Source organism: Rhizobium sp. 9140, from assembly GCF_900067135.1.
Lineage (GTDB): Bacteria > Pseudomonadota > Alphaproteobacteria > Rhizobiales > Rhizobiaceae > Ferranicluibacter.
This window is the reverse complement of record NZ_FJUR01000002.1, coordinates 785525-804349: the sequence shown is the minus strand read 5'-3', so window position 1 is coordinate 804349 and position 18825 is coordinate 785525. Positions and strand designations below refer to the sequence as shown.

The following is an 18825-nucleotide window of genomic DNA, read 5'->3' as shown; positions in this document are numbered from 1 at the left end:
TGCCTCGGTCCTCACATTGAACGGTATGGCAAGGCCTGCATTCGCGAATGTTTGGTGCCGCCGCCCGACTATTACAGTGAGGTGCGGCACAACGGCCGTTTGGTGCGACCGTGTACGCCGTCACCTGTGCCGTTCACGGGAGCACTGGACTTGCCGAGCAAGTGTGAAGGCTCTGGCATCCCATCGTCAACGATCGCTCCCTCGGTATTCATGCCGCTTCGACATCCGTCTGTTTGAAACGTTCTCCGATAAAGAGAAGGGCGTCATCCGCACGCTTCGCCAATGCGTAGGAAAAACAGTCCGCGAAATTCAATCCTGCGGGATGGCGGCCCTTGCCGTAGGTAAGCCAAGCTTGCGTTGCCAGATCGACCAACTCGACATCGACCGGAATGATCTCGGCACGTATCTTGGCGAGCCACAGGTCGAGTTCGGCCAGGGCATGCTCGCCGCGCCGGCTGACCATGACCATACGGGCTTCGAGCACGCATGTGGCCGGGATCAGCCGGATGGGATCGGCAACAAGAGCTCGCTCCAGTCGTTCCGCGGGCGGCTCGTTTCGCAGGATTGCGACGATGGCCGATGTATCCAGGACCATCAGGTGGGGATCCCGTGTTTGTCGAACCCGACGAGGTCTTCGTCGCTGCGCGTTTCCAATTCCGGGAGCCGTGCGACCCTCAATCTGATAGCGCGTAAGTCATCGAGCATACGGTCCTTCTGGACCTCGCCATGCCCAAGACGGTGAAGGCGCTCGGTCAACGCCTGGTGGATCGCCGCTGTTTTGCTGATACCCTGCCGACGAGCGAGTTCATCGACCAGCGCGACCGTTGCCGGGTTTTTGATATTCAGCGACACGAGAGCCTCCGGAATTCTACCTTTTTGAAAATTTCTACCGTTCATTTGAGAATGTGTCAAATACGTCCGATAATGCTTCTGGAAGGGCGCTTCCGAGTGCGGCGAGTGGGCGTTCAAGTCTCTGAAGAGACGAAGGCAGACTATTTGCCCGGCTAATGACTTGGGGATGCGATCGACCAAACTGCCCAGATAGACGTTGAGAACGAGATCATCCATGAGAGTGACCGGCCGCGCGAGCGACCTGGAGACTTTCGCACATTCCAGCGTCGGCTCGCCGATTTCCAGTTCAGAGAGAAACCGACATCCTACCCTTGCGAAAACTGCAGACGCCTGCCACGTCCGCTTCGGCGTTCGCGTATGCGACGGACCACGATCCCATTGCCGGTTCCTTACGGGAGCAATGATGAGCGAATGGTGGGTATATTCGTATGCATACCGAACGTGAGGGAGCCGACTGCCGATCTGGAAGCAGATACATCTCGTCTCGACGAAGAAGCTTATGGTGAACCCTCGGCCCACGGGGAACCGCTGTCTGTGATGTTGGTTCGTATCAGACGGAGGAGACGATGAAAGACAGTCACTGGATCCACTTGTGCATCGATATGCAGCGCATGTTCGCAGAAGACACGCCCTGGCATGTCCCATGGATGCGAGACGTCTCGCCTCAGGTCCAGGAAATTGCGAGACGTCATCCGCAGCGCACGGTGTTCACGCGGTTCGTGCCGCCCCGGCGGGCAGAGGATATGCCCGGCATGTGGCGAAGCTACTACGAGAAATGGGACACCATGACCGTGGACAAGCTAGGGCCGGACATGATCGACCTCGTTCCGTCGCTCACGGCCTTGGTCCCGCCTGCCCGGGTCTTTGACAAGATGACCTATTCCCCATGGACCACCGGCCAGCTTCACCACGTCCTGGCGGGGGAGGGCGTAGAGACACTCGCGATATCAGGCGGGGAGACGGACGTCTGTGTTCTAGCCGCAGCTCTAGGAGCTATAGACCTCGGCTATCGCGTCATCCTGCTGAAGGACGCCGTTTGCAGCGGCGCCGATGATACCCATGACGCCTCGCTCGAATTGTTAGGGGATCGGTTCTCCGTGCAGTTGGAAATTGTGTTGACGGAGGACTTTCTCGCCAGGATATGAACAAACATCGGCATCATCTGGCTAGACGGCGGCACCGGTATGGAGCTCGACGGATCTCCATGGATGACCGGAAAGGGTCGGCTGTGTGTGGGCACCCGCCAGCAGGGTTCCAGCCTGCGGCCGTCACCGTGCAATGATCTGCTCGAGCTCGCTGCGATACTTGGTGGGATCGTTTCCTCGCACTCTGCCACTTGTCTTTGTTTGCGAACGCGACATATCGCAGAACGTCGCACTTAGGACAGGAGTGATACGGCGATTTCAGGACGGATCAGAACCCCGACCCGGATTTTCGGTCGTCCTGTGCCGACGATCGCTTTCGCGACCTTGGCCCTCTCGGGTTGTTCTGGCCCGCAGTCTGCACTCGATCCGGCCGGGGTAGAAGCGAGCGCCGTGCACCACCTCTTTATCGTCATGGTCATCGGCGGCGCCATCATCTGGGCACTGACCATCGGTGTTCTCGCCTATGCCGGCCGTACCCGCCCAAAACCCATATCCGTGCGTGGAGCGAGCCGACTGATCGTATCGGGTGGGGTCGCCTTTCCGGTGGTCGTGCTGTTCCTTCTGTTGTCCTATGCCGTCTGGCTGATGCCGCAAGTGCGACCCTGGCTCCCGGGCGCCATGGACGGGACGGCGGAGATCGAGGTGACCGGCGAGCAGTTCTGGTGGCGCATCCTCTATCTCGATCAGACCGGTAAACCTGCCTTCGAGACTGCCAACGAACTGCACTTGCCTGTCGGGCGCCGGACGACCTTTCGCCTGAAGGCTGCCGATGTCATCCACTCCTTCTGGATTCCCGCGCTCGGCGGCAAGATGGATATGATTCCCGGCCGCGATAACACCTTGTCGCTTGAGCCGACGAAAACCGGCATTTATCGCGGCCCTTGCGCGGAATTCTGTGGAACGTCGCATGCGCTGATGGCCTTTTCCGTCGTGGTGATGGAGGAGGCGGACTACTTGGCTTGGCGGGCGGCAAGGGCGCAGGCACCGGTCGCTCCGCAAAAGACGTCCGGGCACGAGTTGTTCTTCCGGCATGGTTGCGCGGCCTGCCACGCTGTTGCCGGTACGCCGGCCATTGGGCGCATTGGTCCGGATCTGACGGCCCTCGGCGAACGCCAGACGCTGGCCGCTGGCACGCTCTCGAACACGCCGGACGCCATGGTCCGTTTTATCCGCGACCCCGCCTCCATCAAGCCCGGCGTGAAGATGCCAGCCTTTGGCATGCTGCCGGACGGTGATATCGAGGCGATCTCCGCCTGGCTCGGAGGGCTGAAATGAGCGCGACCGATCTGCCGACCTTTACCGACGAGGAGCGCGCGGGCCAGGAGGAGCGGCTGCGGAAGGTCTGGACGACACCGTCAGGCTGGCGTTACTGGACATCGGTCAACAATACGGAAATTGGCCTCTGGTACGGGGCCGCCGCCTTCATCTTCATGCTGTTTGCGGGCCTGCTCGGCCTGATGGTGCGCGTGCAACTCGCGGTTCCCGACAACAGCTTCATCTCCGCGGATCTCTTCAACCAAGCCTTCACCCTGCACGGAACGATCATGATGTTCCTGTTCGCGGTGCCGATCTTCGAGGCCATTGCGGTCTATCTTCTGCCGTCCATGCTGGGCACGCGGGAGCTTCCCTTTCCGCGCCTGTCGGCTTTCGGCTTCTGGAGCTTTGCCATCGGTGGCGTGTTCGTCTGCGGGTCGATCTTCTTCAATGCCGCGCCCAATACGGGCTGGTTCATGTATCCGCCGCTCGCCACCGACAAGGAATATTCCGGCATCGGCGCGGATATCTGGCTGCTCGGCCTCTCCTTCATCGAAGTCGCCTCCATCGCGGCTGCGGTCGAACTCATCGTCGGCATCATGAAATGCCGCGCGCCCGGCATGCGCATCAACATGATGCCGCTCTTTGCCTGGTACCTGCTCATCGTCGCCGGCATGATCCTCTTCGCCTTCCCGCCGCTGATTGCAGGTGATATCCTGTTCGAGATGGAGCGGATGTTCGACTGGCCGTTCTTCGATGCGGCACGCGGCGGCGATCCGCTCCTCTGGCAGCACCTGTTCTGGATCTTCGGCCATCCGGAAGTCTATATCATCTTCCTGCCGGCCATCGCGATCATGGCCATGGTGGTGCCGACCTTTTCGCAACGCCCCATCGTCGGCTATTCCTGGATCGTGCTTGCCGCCGTCGGCACCGGGTTCCTGAGTTTTGGGCTCTGGGTGCATCATATGTTTGCGACCGGCCTGCCGCAGATGTCGCTCGCCTTTTTCTCGGCGGCATCGGAAGCCGTGGCGATCCCGACCGGTGTGCAGATCTTCGTGTTCATCGCCACCATGCTGGCCGGCCGGGTGATCTTTTCCGTGCCGATGCTGTTCGGCGCCGGCGGGCTCGCCATCTTCGTGATCGGCGGCCTTACCGGCGTCATGGTCGCGCTCGTGCCCTTCGACTGGCAGGCGCACGACACCTATTTCATCGTCGCCCACCTGCATTACGTGCTGATCGGCGGCATGCTCTTTCCGGTCGTTGCCGGCATCTATTACTACTATCCGCTGCTCGACGGAAAAAAGTTGTCCGACCGTTTCGGCAAGGTCGCTTTCTGGCTGATGTTCGTCGGCTTCAACGTGGCCTTCTTCCCCATGCATTTTTCCGGCCTGCGCGGCATGCCACGCCGCGTCTTCACCTATCCGGCCGATATCGGCTGGGACTGGTTCAACATGATCTCCACCATCGGCGCCTTCGTCTTTGCATTCGGCGTCGGTGTGGTGGTGATCGACGTCGTGCGTCCGAAAGGGAAACAGCCGCGCTGCGAACAGAATCCGTGGAACGCCGGTACGCTGGAATTCATCTCGGAGCCGGAGGAAAGCTGGGGCGTGCGATCGGTGCCGATCATCACCAGCCGCTATCCCGCCTGGGACCAGCCGGACCTGATCGCCAATATCAAGGCCGGCCGCTACTATCTGCCGGATAGCCCGATGGGGGAACGCGAGACGCTGGTCACCACCGTCCTCGACGCGCGGCCCGTCCAGTGCCTGCGCGTCGGCGGCACCTCGATCGTCACGATGGTCGCGGCCGCCGCACTCGGCGGCGCGTTCATCGCGCTCACCTTCCACTGGTGGTGGATCACGATTGCCTGCGCCATTGTTACGCTCTGCGCCATCCTCTACTGGCTCTGGACCGGCACGGCGAAAATTCCCGAGACGCAGGATTACGATGTCGGCCTCGGGCTGAAACTGCCGGTCTATGCGTCCGGCCCGGCTTCGGTCGGGTGGTGGGCGATGTTCATCACCATGGTCGGCGACGGCACGGCCTATGCCAGCCTCATCTTCGGCTATTTCTTCTACTGGACCATCCACGAGGATTTCACCGGCGGACATGCCGGACCCGGCGCGTTCTGGCCGATAACGGCGCTGTCGCTCTTCGTTGCAGCCTGGCTTCTCATGCTGGCCGCACGCTCGCTCAACAAGGCGAACCGCATCCGCGCGACGCAGGGCGTGCTCATCTTCTCCACAGTTCTCACCATCGCCGGCTGCGGCGCGGGCCTTGCCGGTCCTTACCTGTATTCGATGGACCCCACGCTGTTCGTCTATCCCGCCATCGTCTGGGTCGTCGCCATCTGGACCGTCGTCCATGGCGCGGTCGCGGTGATCATGCAGCTGTACTGCCTGGCGCGCAGCATGTCGGGCCGTATGACGGCACGCTACGACATGGATCTCGTCAATGTCGTGCTCTACTGGCACTTCATGGTCATAACCGCCGTCACGTCCTTTGCCGTGATCGGCCTGTTTCCGCTGCTGAGGTGACCCGATGAAATGGCTGCGCGAGATCGAGACCTTCTGGACGCTGTTCACGGCGCCGATCGTCTGGGCACTGCATTTCCTGATGTGTTATGTCGCCTTCGCGGTCTTTTGCGCCACGCAGGGTGCGCTTGCTCTTTCTTTCGATACCGTGCGGCTGGCGCTCGGTGGCGTGACAGTCGTCGCGCTAGGCGTCATCGTGCTGTCCGCCTGGCTGGCTTGGCGGCAATGGAGCTTTGGCACCGACGGTCCGCCGCATGATGCGCCGACCGACGAGGATCGCCGGAAGTTCCAGGGCTTTGCCACCCTCCTGCTTGCGGGTCTCTCCTTCGTCGCCGTTCTCTACGTCTCGGTCCCGCTCCTCTTCATCGGAGCCTGCCAGTCATGAGCCGAGTGGGGACACGGAAAAATGCATCGCTGGCAGCAGGGATCGGTGTGCTTATCGCTATTCTCGCGGCCATCGCGCTGAGTTGGGGCGAGCGGTCCTTCACGGCCCATATGGTTGTCCACATGGCCATCGTTGCCATTGCGGCGCCACTCGTAGCCACAGTGCTTTCGGGAAGCCGAGCCGATCTCACGCGGCACCTGCCGTGGCTCGGACCGCTGCTCGCCTCGCTGATCGAACTCGTTATCGTCTGGATCTGGCATGTGCCGGCCATGCGCGGCGCGGTGGAAGCCGCACCCTTTCTCGGTCTTTTCGAGCAGGCGACCTTTCTCGCCGGTGGCCTTCTTCTCTGGCTCACCTGTCTCGGCGGCGCGGCAGATGGAAGGACGGGCCGGCGGCTTGCCGGTGCGATCGGGCTTTTGTTCACCTCCATGCACATGACCCTGCTCGGCGTTCTGCTTGCGCTCAGCCCCCGCCCGCTCTACGGGGACGGCGACGTGACCTGCTTTGGCATTCCCTTGACCGGCGGAACCGACCAGCAACTGGGTGGCGTGGTCATGCTGGCTATCGGTGCGGCGTCCTATCTCATCGGTGGCGTGGCGCTCCTTTCCGGTATCCTGCGGGACGACGGGCCTTTGAAGGCGGAGAACGCGCAATGCTGATCCGCTGGCGTCATCTCCTGGCGGCCCTGGTCGCCTTGCCTGTTCTCGGCCTGATGGTTGCGTGGCTGGGGATCATTCCGGTCGGCGCGAGCGGCGGGCACTGGGCGACGACCGACTGGTTTTTGCACTGGGTCATGCGCAATTCGGTACGAACGGCGGCTCTCGATACCACCACCCCGCCTCTTAGCGATGCCGCCATGCTGCCGCTCGCTGCCGGCCATTTCGAGACTGGGTGCGCGCTCTGCCACGGCTCACCCGTGCAGAAGAGGTCGGGAGCCGCCCTTGCCATGCTGCCGCCGCCGCCGGATCTGAAGGAGGTTGTGCCGACCTGGACCGACGCTCAGCTGTTCGAGATCGTCCAGCATGGCGTGCGTTTTACCGGAATGCCCTATTGGCCAGCGCGCGACCGGGAGGACGAGGTCTGGGCGATGGTCGCCTTCCTTCGGCAATTGCCGGAAATGGACGGCCAGACCTATCTGCAATTGTCGGGCCTCGCCACTCCGGTCGAGATCGGCACCCTCCAGCCACCCGCCCTTGCCTGCGACAGCTGCCACGCGGAAACGCGGCTCGACGGGCACAGCCTGATCCCCATCCTTGCCGGTCAGTCCGAGGCCTATTTGCTGGAGAGTCTGCGCGCCTACGCCGCTGGAGCGCGGCCGAGCGGCGTGATGCAGGTGGCCATCAGCGGGCTGGAGCCCGACAGTTTTCCCGATCTCGCCCGCCGTTACGCCGCTCAGGCGCGCCGAATGTCACCACCTGCGCAAAGCAAACCCGAACGCCTCGATCATGGCCGCCGCCTTGCCGAAGCGGGCGATGCTGGCCGCCGTATCCCCGCCTGTCTCACCTGTCACGACAAGGGCGACGGAAACCCTGCCTTTCCCGTGCTGTCCGGACAGAGCGCGCCTTATCTTGAAAGCCAGCTGCGCCTGTTCGCCGCTGGAACCCGCGGCGGGGGTGCCTATGCACACCTGATGATTCCGGCTGCCGAGAATCTTGAGGAGCGCGACATCGAAGCACTCGCTGCTTATTTCTCCAGCCGCTAGTTCTTTTCCTTCCAGCCCGAAAATCGGACGATCAGTGGCATCGGATCAATGACCTTCCGCCTGGGCGCGCGTGCAGCCGCTTCGACCCAGGCTCTTGTCCCGCTGTGGATTTACATTGCACAACCTGACGGTTTAAGCAGGATCGTGCGTGGACCCGCGATATCCCTGGGTCGGGCAGGATCCTGGCAGGCTATATTGGACTATCTCCTTCTCAAATATCTGCATGTCCTCGGTGCGATCGTTCTTCTGGGGACGGGAACGGGCATCGCCTTCTTCATGCTGATGGCCCACCGCTCCGGGGATGCCGGATTTGTGGCGAAGACGGCGGGAGTGGTGGTCGTGGCGGATATGGTCTTTACCGCCAGCGCGGTGGTCGTTCAGCCGATCACCGGCTATCTCCTGGCGGATCTGATGGACGTTCCCCTTTGGGAAGGCTGGCTCGGGGTGGCACTCCTGCTCTACGGGGTGGCCGGCGCCTTCTGGTTGCCTGTTGTCTGGATACAGACGCGCATGCGTGACCTCGCTCTGGAGTCCGCCCGTGCTGGAACAGCGCTTTCCCCGGCTTATCACCGTTTCTACCGCATCTGGTTTCTGTTCGGCTTTCCGGGCTTCGGCTCCGTGATGGCCATCCTCTGGCTCATGATTGCAAAGCCCGGACTATGACCCAGCTACCCCGCGCCCCCATTGTCGCCGTTCTCGGCGCCTCCGGTCTGATCGGTGAGGCGATCTGCGGATACCTTCTGGCGCAAGGCCATCAGGTCGTTCCCGTCGCCCGGCGCTTCACGCCCGTGCAGAATGCCGCCTGGGACGGTCTGGCCGTTCAAATGCCTCTCGTCGATGCGGAGAGACCGGCTTTACAGGCGGCGATCTCAAAACTGCAGGCCGACGTCATCGTCAATTGTATCGGTGCGCTTCAGGATGCGCCGGGTTCGCCGGCCGCGCGGGCCAACCGGGATTTCGTTGCCACGCTCGTCGACATCCTGCGGGACGAGACCGGCGAAGGCAACAGAGATGGGCCGCCGGGCCGGGATCCCCGGCTTCTCGTTCATGTCTCGATCCCCGGAGAAGGGGGGGACGATCTGACGGATTTCAGCCGGGAAAAGCGGGCGGCGGAAGCGACCATCGCTGGGTCCGGCCTGCCCTTTATCATCCTGCACCCGGGCTTTGTTCACGCAGAGGCAGCCTACGGCGGTAGCGCCCTGATGCGCGCCCTGGCGGTTCTCCCGTTCGATCTGCCGGAGGCCCTCGCATCCCGCCCCTTCGCCGTGACGGATGCTCGCGATATCGGCCGCACGGTGGAGGTCGTGCTGGCGGAGTGGACAAGAGGCCGGCGCGCGTGGCAGTCCCACTGGGACATCATGGAAACGGAGACTTCGACGGTCGGTAGCGTGCTCGCGGGGCTGGCGCGCCGCCTTGCCGGGCCGAAACGACGGATCCGAGTGCCGAGCTGGATGCTCACGACTGCAAGCCGGGCTGGCGACCTGGTCTCCTGGCTCGGGTGGCGTCCTCCCGTCCGCTCGACAGCGCTTGTGGAGATGGCACGCGGCGTCACCGGCGATCCTGCAACATGGCGCCGGGAAACGGGCCTCGAGCCGCTCTCGGGGCCTCGCACGCTCGCGATGACGGCAGCGACCGTGCAGGAGCGCTGGTTTGCCCGCCTTTACATGCTCAAGGCGATGATCGTCGGCGTTCTCGTGGTATTCTGGGTCGTCTCTGGCGGCATCGCCCTGACGGTCGCTTTCGATGCGGCGACGCGTATTCTCACAGATCACGGCTTCGCCGAACCCTTGGCAAAGGCGATCACGATCGTCACCAGCTTGATGGACATCTCGATCGGTCTTGCGATCCTCCATCGCCGAACATGTCGTCTTGGCCTCCTCGCAGGGATCGGGCTCTCCCTCTTTTACATGATCTCTGCTGCCCTCATCACCCCCGATATGTGGATCGAACCGCTTGGTGCCCTCGTCAAGACAGGCCCGTCGATCATCCTGATGATGGTCGGGCTGGCTGTACTTGAGGAGCGGTAGCAAATCTTGCGGCAGGCAAAGCGATTCATATGTCGGAAGGCACTTCTCAGCGGTCATCGACATCGACTATACATCTGACATGATACCGACACCTGATTTAGCGACGCTTCCCACCGGTCCCATCATTCTGTTTGATGCCGAATGCGTCTTGTGCTCGGCGAACGCCCAGTTCGTTCTTGAACGAGACCGCAAGGCCGTGTTCCGGTTGGCTTCCATGCAGAGCGAGATCGGGAAATCCTTGTATCGCAGGCACGGAATGGATCCGGCGGATCCCGCAAGCCTGCTCGTTGTGGATGGAGACCGGATGCGGCGGGACAGCGATGCGGTCCTCAGCATTTACGAGACGCTCGGCTTTCCCTGGTCCGTCGTCCGGGTGTTCCGGATCGTCCCTGCCGCCCTGCGCGATCCCGTCTACCGCTTCGTTGCGCGTCATCGCTACCGCGTCTTCGGCCGGCGCGATACGTGCTGGATAGCCCCGAAACACTACAGGGACCGGATTCTCTGAAGCCAGCCGTCTGACGTTACCAAAGACAGGCAAACAGGTCGCCTTGCCTTATCAATTTCTCTGGCTTGCCTTCCTCCACGATGTGGCCCTGATCGAGAACAACGATCCGTCCATCATTGCGACGGAGGAGAGGCAATGTGTGATGGAAATGACCGTCTTTCCAGCCATGACCCGTTTAAGCTTTTCCTGATCCCGGCCTCCGATTCATTGTCGAAACGAAGGAAGAAGGACCGCATGATGAGCTCGCCAACATCGGCAGAGCCGATCACCAGCGCCCGCAAGTGGGCGGCATCGAAGCGCGATGGCTTATTGCCTGCCGCTCCAGCGCGGGCGCCGGCGAGCGTTGGACGCCCTGAAATTTGATCGACCTCGCCCGAGAGCTGACCCACCTCATGGGCGGTGATCGGCGCCTCGTGCGACAGGCCTTCTTGGCGAAAGACGTCCATGGAGCCTTCGAGCTTAAGCCACGCCGGAGCGGCGTGGTCACCCATTTTGTAGACGACGTCACCGGGTTTGAAACGCTTCGGCTCGCCGCTGGCAAAGCGTTTGGCCGTCTCCATCTGATGGCTGCTAAGCACATTCATACAAGTGCCCCAAGACGCAGTTCAATCGTAACGCGGGATCGGCCCTCGCTGCGGCGTCTGGTTCGGCAGGTCCACCATGATTTCGTCCACGTAACACCAGCCCCGGCCTTCCGGTGGGTCATAACCCTCGATGATGGGGTGCCGGGTCGCATGGAAATGGGCTGTAGTGTGACGGCCGGGAGACTGATCGCAACAGCCGACATGACCGCATTCGCGGCAGAGCCTCAGATGCAGCCAGACCTGTCCGGTCTTCAGGCATTCCTCGCAACCGAGCGTGCGCGGCTCGACGGTTTCGATCGTGGACGTGTGGATGCATTGGTAGGATATCTTTCCGTTCCCTCGAGCTGTTCGTCATCTTCGATGTTTCAGGGTTTCAGCGCGTCTTCGAGACAGCGGACGAGCTGGTCGGAATCGACCGGCTTGCCGAGAAAGGCGTAAGCGCCGCCATCCATGGCCGCTGCCCGCGTCCGCTCGTCGCGGTATGAGGTCATGAAGATCATCGGCGGCTTGTCGGCCGGGGTCGCGTTGAGAGCCGCCTGCAGCTCAATGCCGCTTAAGCCGGGCATGGCGACATCCACGAGCATGCAATCGATAGCAGCGCGATCCGTATCGGCCAGAAAGGCCTCCGCGGACGGGAACAGCCGGCTGCGATAGCCGCAGGACAGGACGAGATCGTCAAGGGCTTCGCGGATCGACGGATCGTCGTCGACGATGGCTATGACCGGTGTGGTGGACACTGTGCTGACGCCTTGCGTGAGTTTCTTAACGGCTCTTATGCGCTCTCGGAGGCGCCCGTTGAACCATACAAGGGTCTAGGTTTCCGCCTTTTGCTACAGTCCCAGCAACTCGGCCTTGCGCACCAGTTCGGCGACCGAGCGCGCTTCCATTTTCCGCATGACATTGCCCCGGTGCAGCTTGACGGTGATTTCGCTGATCCCGAGATTGAAGGCGATCTGCTTGTTCATGAGGCCTTTTACGACGGCGGCCATGACCTCGTGTTCGCGGCGGGTGAGGGTCTTTGCCAGATCGGCAACGGCGCCGTTGGCGGCGGATTGCTCTCGCTGCTCGCGATCCCTCTGAAGCGCCAGCGAGACCGCATCGAGAATATCCTGATCGCGGAACGGCTTGGCGAGGAAGTCGACGGCGCCTGCCTTCATGGCGCGCACCGTCATCGGTATGTCGCCATGCCCGGTCATGAAAATGATCGGCATGCGGTTACCCAGCTTCTCCAGATGCGCCTGCAGGTCGAGCCCGTTGGCGCCGGGAAGTCTCACATCGAGAAGAATGCAGCCAGGCCGTTCCAGATCGGCCGTGTCGAGCAGTTGCCGGGCGCTCTCGAAGGCCTTGGCGCCCGTGCGCACAGACAGGAAGAGATCGACCAGCGCCTCGCGGATCGACGGATCGTCATCGACGATGTAGACGACGGGCATGTCAGCGTCGGGTGCCGGTTTTCTCGCATCAATCATGATGTGCCTCGATGGGTATGGTCATCTCGAACAGGGCGCCCCCATCCGGGTAGTTGCTGGCGGTCAAGGTTCCGCCGCGCACCTCCAGCATGCTTCGGCAGATCGCAAGCCCGATGCCGAGACCGGTCTCCTTGGTGGTGCAGAAGGGTTTGAACAGGTTCTTGAAGACCTCCGGGCTGAGGCCGGGGCCGTTGTCGCGCACCCTGACGACCGCGCCGGCAGCGTCCGTAGCGTCGATCGTCACCCATATCCGCCGCTCCGCTTCCGGGGTCGCCGCCATCGCGTGCAGCGAATTGGTGATGAGGTTGATCAGGACCTGTTGCAACTCGATGCGAGCCGCGCGAACCACGGGCGTGGCCGCCTTCGCATCCACGTCGAGGATGGTCCTGGCCCTTGCGATCTCGTTGTCCAGCAGGGTCCGCGTCTCCAGAACGAGATCGGGCAGCAACACTCGCTCGAAGGCGGGGGTGCGGTTGCCGAGCATCGACCGGGTGCTCTGGATGATGTCGCTCGCGCGCTGGCTGTCGCGAACGATGCGCTCGGCGGACCGGAACACCGCAGCCAGATCCGGGGGATCGCGGTCGAGCCACCGCAGGAGTGTCTGCGCATTGACGATGACGGCGCCGAGCGGCTGGTTGAGCTCATGGGCAAGCGATGCCGACAAGGCGCCGATGGTGGCGGCGCGGGAGGCGAGCGCCAGCTCCGCCTGCGCGTCGAACAGCGCCTTCTGCGCCTTCTCGCGCTCGGTAATATCGAACATGCCCACGACCACCCGGTTGAAATCGGCCGCATCCCGGGGAAAGCCGACGGTGAGCAGGACCAGCTTGCTCGTGCCATCGGCGGTGATGATTGCGCCTCTGCCTTCGAAATGCCGCCTCTCCTCGAAGATCGCGACCAGAAGATCGAGGAACGTCGTATCGTCCTGGGCAATATAGCGGCGGATCGCCCGTAGGTCGCCGGCCCGCACTTTGGGATCGACATTGCCGAGAAGTTCGAGGGCCGCGGCATTAGCGGCAATCGTGGGCACGCAGGCGATGCAGGTTTCGATGAAGGCCGGATGCTCCCTTGCATAGGCACGGAGGTCACGGACCCCATCCTCCCGCAACCGCATCAGCATCTCTCGAACTTTGGAATAATCGCGCTCCCAGAGGGCTACCCGACCCTGCTCGAACAGGGTGCGATAGCGCTCCTCGCTGCTGCGCAGATCGGCGTTCGACCGCAGCAGATGAAGGCGCGCCCGCTGGTTTCGGATGACGAGGGCGCAGGTGATCGCAAGGGCCAGGAGCGCCACGGTCAGTCGCAGGGTCGCCGCGAGATCCGCCTGGAGACCATGGGCCGTCAGATAGGAAAAGATCGCAAGGCCGCCGCAGATCGCCGACAGGAACAGCGTCCCCTTCTCCGTCAGCGTTTCCGCCGACAGAAGCACGGTGATGACATAGAGCGTGGCGAGCGCGCTGTGGATATCGGTAAACGTATCGAGATAGAAAACCGTGGCTGCGAGGAGGGCGGCGAGCGAGAGGATGCCGCCCTCATGGCGAGCGGACATGCGCCGTTTCGGGTTCACAAGGCCGTGCGTCTGCAATGCTTCTTCCATGCTGGTGTCGAAAACGGCATCAAGCCATCCCGATGCCGAAAAGGCAAACATCATGGCGTCCATTGACCGAAGGCGGACGCTTAAACACCAGAAATGGGGTGGCACGCCGGGGACGCTGAAGGGCGAGCGGGCGGCGGGCGAGCTATCGCGAATGTAAGCCGTGTGAAACTATACGATGGTGTGGGTTCGACTAGCCAAGCATTGGATATGGCGCGCCGCCCGCCTGATCTAGAAACGTCTCCAGCAACCCGCTGAACCCTTGAATGGAGACCATCATGGACCGCATCATCGCCGAGACGCATCGCAAGGCCCCGCTCGCAACGCCGACCGGGCTTGGCACCAATGCGACGGCCGACATTTCCGGCGCCCTCACGGCCCTTCTCGCCGATGTCTTCGCGCTCTACCTCAAGATCAAGAACTTCCATTGGCACATGAGCGGCCCGCACTTTCGCGACTACCACCTGATGCTCGACGAGCAAGGCGAGCAGATTCTTGCGATCACGGACGATATCGCCGAACGGGTCCGCAAGATCGGTGGCACGACCATCCGCTCCGTCGGCCACATCTCCCGCGTCCAGCGCCTTCTCGACAATGACGCGGATTTCGTCACACCGGCCGATATGCTGGCCGAACTTCGCGAGGACAACATTACGCTGGTGTCGCTGCTGAAGGCGACGCACGCGCTGTGCGACGAACATGGCGACATCGCCACCGCCAGCCTGATCGAGAACTGGGTCGACGAGGCGGAACGCCGCGCCTGGTTCCTGTTCGAAAGCACCCGTGGCGCCGCGTAAGCCGCCAATGTCCGGGAACCCGCTTTCGCACCCCTTCGCCGTGTCGCGCCGGCAAGTCCTCGTCGTCGGCTCCACCCTCTCTCTCCCCTTTGCCCTGCCGGCATTCGGCCGGAGCGCATCCCGCAAACCCGCTTCCCCTCAACCGAAAGGACTTGAACCCATGACCCATCATTTCATCACCACCAAGGACGGCGTCGAGATTTTCACTAAGGACTGGGGTCCGAATGACGCGCAGCCGATCGTCTTCCACCACGGCTGGCCGCTGTCGTCCGACGACTGGGATGCGCAGATGCTGTTCTTCGTCAACAAGGGCTACCGTGTCGTTGCCCATGACCGCCGGGGCCATGGCCGGTCGAGCCAGGTCAGCGACGGTCATGATATGGACCACTACGCCGCCGACGCGTCGGCCGTGGCCGAACATCTCGACCTGCGCAACGCCGTCCATATCGGCCATTCCACCGGCGGCGGCGAGGTTGCCCGCTATGTCGCGCGCTACGGCCAGCCGCAGGGCCGCGTTGCCAAGGCCGTTCTCGTCAGCGCCGTTCCGCCGCTGATGCTGAAGACCGAAACCAATCCGGAGGGAACCGCGATAGAGGTCTTTGACGGCTTCCGGCAGGCCTTAGCCGCCAATCGCGCCCAGTTCTTCCTCGATGTCGCCGCCGGCCCCTTCTACGGCTTCAACCGGCCGGATGCCAAGGTGTCGCAAGGCGTCATCGACAACTGGTGGCGTCAGGGCATGATGGGCAGCGCCAAGGCGCACTACGACGGCATCGAGGCTTTCTCCGAGACCGACCAGACGGAGGACCTGAAGGCGATCACCGTCCCGACGCTCGTGACCCAGGGCGACGACGACCAGATCGTCCCCTACAAGGCCGCCGTCGAGATGCAGGCCAAGCTGATCAAGGGCAGCGTCCTCAAGCTCTACAAGGGCTTTCCGCATGGCATGCTCACCACGCATGCCGATGTGATCAACCCGGATCTTCTGGCGTTCATCAAGGGCTGATCGCCGTTCGCGAGATTTAAATCCGGCAACCAATACCAGTTGCCGGATTGTCCGGTTTTTCCGTCAGCCGGTAGCGACTTTACGACGAGACGACGCTGCATCCATCCCGTCATTCCGACTCATGTGACGTAAAAGAAGCCATGCATCAGCGCGGCTTCCACCTATCACAGCGTGTGCATAAGCACCTTCCGGTTGCTTGTGGTTTCTGCCGGATGGTCGCAAACCACCGCTGAAGCGTGCCGCAACAGCCGGCATACGACGTCACCTGTTCCGATACCGGAAAATGAAGGTTTACCCATGCCTCTCCAACTCTCTCTCGCGCGCGATCGAATCTCCGTGCTCCTGCTCGAAGGCATCAGCCAGAGTGCCGTGGATTATTTCAAGGCGTGTGGATACACCAACCTTGTGCATCTGCCCAAAGCACTCGATGACAAGGATCTTAAAGCCCATATCGCCGATGCGCATATCATCGGCATCCGGTCTCGGACGCAACTGACGGAAGAGATCTTCGAGTCCGCCAGAAAGCTCATGGCCGTCGGTTGTTTCTCCGTCGGTACCAATCAGGTCGATCTGGACGCGGCGCGTCACCGCGGCATTCCGGTCTTCAACGCGCCTTATTCGAACACACGCTCGGTGGCCGAACTTGTGATCGGCGAGATCATCATGCTGACGCGGCAGATCTTTCCGCGTTCGGCATCTGCGCATCAGGGCGGATGGGAGAAATCCGCTGTCGGCAGCCACGAGGTTCGCGGAAAAACCCTCGGCATCGTCGGCTATGGCAATATCGGCTCGCAGCTGAGTGCGCTCGCGGAAAGCATGGGGATGGTGGTCCGCTATTTCGATCTCTCCGACAGGCTGCGCCGCGGCAATTCCGAATCGATGGCGTCGCTCGGCGAGCTCCTCGACATATCCGATTACGTGACGATGCACGTCCCGGAAACAGCCTCGACGCACAATATGATCACCGAAGCCGAGCTGCGCCGCATGAAGAAGGGCGCCATCTTCATCAACAACTCCCGCGGCACAGTGGTCGATCTGGATGCCCTCGCGAACGTCCTGAAGGACGGCCATCTGGCAGGCGCCGCTGTCGATGTGTTTCCCAAAGAGCCGGCTTCCAACAACGAGCGTTTCGAAAGCCCGCTGCAGGGCCTGGACAATGTGATTCTGACACCGCATGTCGGCGGCTCGACCGAAGAGGCACAAGAGCGTATCGGCGGGGAAGTCGCCAGAAAGCTGGTCGAGTATTCCGACATCGGCTCGACGATGGGCGCCGTCAACTTTCCGCAGGTGCAGTTGCCCGAGCGCCCGAACGGGACGCGCTTCATCCATGTCCACGAAAACCGCCCCGGCATGCTCAACCGGTTGAACGAGATCTTCTCCTCGCGCGGGGTGAACATCATCGCCGAGTTCCTGCAGACCCACGGCGATACGGGTTACGTGGTCATCGAAGTCGAGAGCGTGAATGAGGCAGCAGACGACATCCTTCAGGTGCTGCGCGAGATACCCGGAACGATCAGAACGCGGTTGCTCTACTGACGCATCGAGGAATGGCAGATGTTGTGGCGACCAGCAGGCGCTGCACCACGTCAGACGGATACGCGAGAACGTCCATCACGCCGCCTGCCAGACCTGGTTGAGGATCTTCGCCGCCAGCGCCGCCTTATCTTGCGGCAGGAAGCGGCCACAGTGCCTGGCGACCATGTCTGGGGTGAGGCAATGTGCTTTCACATACGGCACCGCAGTTGGTCGAAGTCAATCGGCCTGAGGCCGGAGCAGCCTGCTAATGCGATGATGTTATCAAAGCGTGTACCAGGCAATGTGAATATAGCTTGGGAACTGTCTGACCTGTTTGGACACAACCGATCTTGTCCTGCATCTTGCACAACTCCACGGAACTGAAGGTCTTCACGCGTTCGCACCGTTCGGAACCCGAGCGACAGGTGTGCGTTCCCGAACACAAGCATCCATCAACCAGGAAATCAGGTGACGTTATGACCCGTGTGATCGTGATCGGAGCAACGGGGCATGTCGGGACCTACCTCGTCCCCGCCCTCGTAGAAGCGGGCCATGAGGTGGTTGCCATCAGTCGTGGCGTGGCTGAGCCCTACCAGGCGAACGCGGCATGGCGTCAGGTCGAACGTCTGCAAATGGATCGGGAGGCGCTGGAGCACGCCGGCACTTTTGGCAAGGACATCCGGTCTCTGAAGCCCGACATCGTCATCGACATGATTTGCTTCACCAAACCCAGCGCTGAAATGCTGGTTGAAGCTCTGTCCGGTCACGTCGGTCATTTCCTTCACACAGGCACGATCTGGACCCACGGCACGTCCGTTGCTGTTCCCACCGTTGAGGACGCACCAAAATATCCGTTCGGCGACTATGGGGTGCAGAAGGCAGAGATTGAAGCTTACCTCTTGAGGAAGGCGCATGTGGACGGGTTTCCAGCGACCATTCTTCATCCCGGGCACATCGTCGGTCCTGGCTGGACCCCGCTCAATCCGCAGGGCAACTTCAATCCGCAGGTGTTTTCGATGCTGGCGCGCGGTGAGACGCTTGTCCTGCCGAACTTCGGCCTGGAGACCGTCCATCATGTCCATGCAGAAGATATCGCCCGCTTGTTCATGGCGGCCATTTCCTCCCATGCAACGGCACTCGGTGAGAGCTTCCACGCCGTTTCCGACAAGGCGCTGACGCTGCGCGGATATGCCGAGAGCATGTCGCGCTGGTTCGGTCATGAACCGAACCTGGAATTCCTTCCCTATGACCAATGGGCGGCTGGCCAGAGCGCTGACGACGCGAAAGCCACATGGGAGCATATTGCGCGCAGCCCGAACTGCTCGATGGAAAAGGCGCTGCGCCTCCTTGGCTTCGTCCCCCGGCACACATCGCTGCAAGCCGTACAGGAAGCGGTCGCGTGGCATATTGCAAATTCCAAAGGAGAAGGCTCACGCGCCGAGTAAGGTATCGGCCGAGTAAGGTA

At 61.9% G+C, this 18825-nt stretch carries 19 protein-coding genes and 1 pseudogene; 13 read left to right on the top strand and 7 right to left on the bottom strand.

All coding sequences use genetic code 11. The annotated features are described in order from the left end of the window. Nucleotides 1–208: 208 nt before the first annotated feature. Together GA0004734_RS21085 and GA0004734_RS26505 are read right to left on the bottom strand one after the other, a co-directional pair. The gene (locus GA0004734_RS21085) at nt 209–595 is read right to left on the bottom strand and encodes a type II toxin-antitoxin system VapC family toxin (protein ID WP_092937647.1); all 387 of its coding nucleotides are present in this window, start codon (nt 593–595) and stop codon (nt 209–211) included. Beyond that, complete coding sequence (locus tag GA0004734_RS26505; RefSeq protein WP_245292566.1) at nt 595–1068, bottom strand: type II toxin-antitoxin system VapB family antitoxin; 474 nt, start codon at nt 1066–1068, stop codon at nt 595–597. The genes GA0004734_RS21085 and GA0004734_RS26505 overlap by 1 nt, the downstream gene beginning before the upstream one ends. 350 nt (nt 1069–1418) lie before the next feature. Between GA0004734_RS26505 and GA0004734_RS21075 the strand changes: the two genes are divergently transcribed. The 9 genes from GA0004734_RS21075 to GA0004734_RS21035 all read left to right on the top strand — a co-directional run bounded on the left by GA0004734_RS21075 (nt 1419) and on the right by GA0004734_RS21035 (nt 10404). Next, entirely contained in the window at nt 1419–1997 is a 579-nt protein-coding gene (locus tag GA0004734_RS21075; protein ID WP_092937645.1) for a cysteine hydrolase family protein, read from the top strand. 390 nt (nt 1998–2387) lie between these two features. Further along, entirely contained in the window at nt 2388–3272 is an 885-nt protein-coding gene (gene coxB, locus GA0004734_RS21070) for a cytochrome c oxidase subunit II (protein ID WP_280949521.1), read from the top strand. Then, nucleotides 3269–5788: a cytochrome c oxidase subunit I gene (ctaD, locus tag GA0004734_RS21065; protein ID WP_092937643.1), complete on the top strand. Its 2520-nt coding sequence runs from the start codon at nt 3269–3271 to the stop codon at nt 5786–5788. The genes coxB and ctaD overlap by 4 nt, the downstream gene beginning before the upstream one ends. 4 nt (nt 5789–5792) lie before the next feature. Then, a complete protein-coding gene (locus GA0004734_RS21060; RefSeq protein WP_092937641.1) occupies nt 5793–6170 on the top strand; it encodes a hypothetical protein in 378 nt (125 codons plus the stop codon). Then, complete coding sequence (locus tag GA0004734_RS21055; RefSeq protein ID WP_092937639.1) at nt 6167–6829, top strand: cytochrome c oxidase assembly protein; 663 nt, start codon at nt 6167–6169, stop codon at nt 6827–6829. The genes GA0004734_RS21060 and GA0004734_RS21055 overlap by 4 nt, the downstream gene beginning before the upstream one ends. After that, nucleotides 6823–7872 carry a c-type cytochrome gene (locus tag GA0004734_RS21050; protein WP_092937637.1) on the top strand — a complete coding sequence of 350 codons (1050 nt, stop codon included), beginning with the start codon at nt 6823–6825 and terminating at the stop codon, nt 7870–7872. Before GA0004734_RS21055 ends, GA0004734_RS21050 begins: the two co-directional genes overlap by 7 nt. Before the next feature lie 192 nt (nt 7873–8064). Then, nucleotides 8065–8535, top strand: a complete 471-nt coding sequence (locus GA0004734_RS21045; protein WP_092938259.1) for a DUF2269 family protein — start codon at nt 8065–8067, stop codon at nt 8533–8535. Beyond that, a complete protein-coding gene (locus GA0004734_RS21040; RefSeq protein WP_092937635.1) occupies nt 8532–9899 on the top strand; it encodes an SDR family oxidoreductase in 1368 nt (455 codons plus the stop codon). Before GA0004734_RS21045 ends, GA0004734_RS21040 begins: the two co-directional genes overlap by 4 nt. Nucleotides 9900–9978: 79 nt before the next feature. After that, on the top strand, nt 9979–10404 hold the full coding sequence (locus GA0004734_RS21035; RefSeq protein ID WP_092937633.1) for a thiol-disulfide oxidoreductase DCC family protein: 426 nt from the start codon (nt 9979–9981) through the stop codon (nt 10402–10404). A gap of 16 nt (nt 10405–10420) precedes the next feature. On the opposite strand, the pseudogene GA0004734_RS26500 reads toward GA0004734_RS21035, so the two are convergent. The 5 genes and pseudogenes from GA0004734_RS26500 to GA0004734_RS21005 form a co-directional block, all read right to left on the bottom strand. Then, nucleotides 10421–10616: pseudogene (locus GA0004734_RS26500) on the bottom strand (ABC transporter ATP-binding protein); the annotation flags it as partial. A gap of 393 nt (nt 10617–11009) precedes the next feature. After that, nucleotides 11010–11315 (bottom strand): UBP-type zinc finger domain-containing protein, encoded by a 306-nt coding sequence (locus GA0004734_RS21020; RefSeq protein ID WP_092938257.1) that lies wholly within the window; start codon nt 11313–11315, stop codon nt 11010–11012. 38 nt (nt 11316–11353) lie between these two features. Beyond that, the gene (locus tag GA0004734_RS21015) at nt 11354–11725 is read right to left on the bottom strand and encodes a response regulator transcription factor (protein WP_092937631.1); all 372 of its coding nucleotides are present in this window, start codon (nt 11723–11725) and stop codon (nt 11354–11356) included. A 93-nt stretch (nt 11726–11818) separates the two neighbouring features. After that, nucleotides 11819–12454 carry a response regulator transcription factor gene (locus GA0004734_RS21010; RefSeq protein WP_092937629.1) on the bottom strand — a complete coding sequence of 212 codons (636 nt, stop codon included), beginning with the start codon at nt 12452–12454 and terminating at the stop codon, nt 11819–11821. Beyond that, complete coding sequence (locus GA0004734_RS21005; protein WP_245292604.1) at nt 12447–14048, bottom strand: sensor histidine kinase; 1602 nt, start codon at nt 14046–14048, stop codon at nt 12447–12449. Before GA0004734_RS21005 ends, GA0004734_RS21010 begins: the two co-directional genes overlap by 8 nt. 275 nt (nt 14049–14323) lie before the next feature. Here GA0004734_RS21005 and GA0004734_RS21000 point away from each other — a divergent pair, with 275 nt between their 5' ends. From GA0004734_RS21000 to GA0004734_RS20985, 4 genes are all read left to right on the top strand, one after another. After that, nucleotides 14324–14842, top strand: a complete 519-nt coding sequence (locus tag GA0004734_RS21000; protein ID WP_092938253.1) for a Dps family protein — start codon at nt 14324–14326, stop codon at nt 14840–14842. Nucleotides 14843–14849: 7 nt separating this feature from the next. Next, nucleotides 14850–15845, top strand: a complete 996-nt coding sequence (locus tag GA0004734_RS20995; RefSeq protein WP_092937627.1) for an alpha/beta fold hydrolase — start codon at nt 14850–14852, stop codon at nt 15843–15845. Nucleotides 15846–16142: 297 nt separating this feature from the next. Next, complete coding sequence (serA, locus tag GA0004734_RS20990; RefSeq protein ID WP_092937625.1) at nt 16143–17381, top strand: phosphoglycerate dehydrogenase; 1239 nt, start codon at nt 16143–16145, stop codon at nt 17379–17381. Between the two features lie 455 nt (nt 17382–17836). Next, nucleotides 17837–18805, top strand: coding sequence for an NAD-dependent epimerase/dehydratase family protein (locus tag GA0004734_RS20985; protein ID WP_092937623.1), 969 nt, complete (start codon nt 17837–17839; stop codon nt 18803–18805). Nucleotides 18806–18825 lie beyond the last annotated feature (20 nt).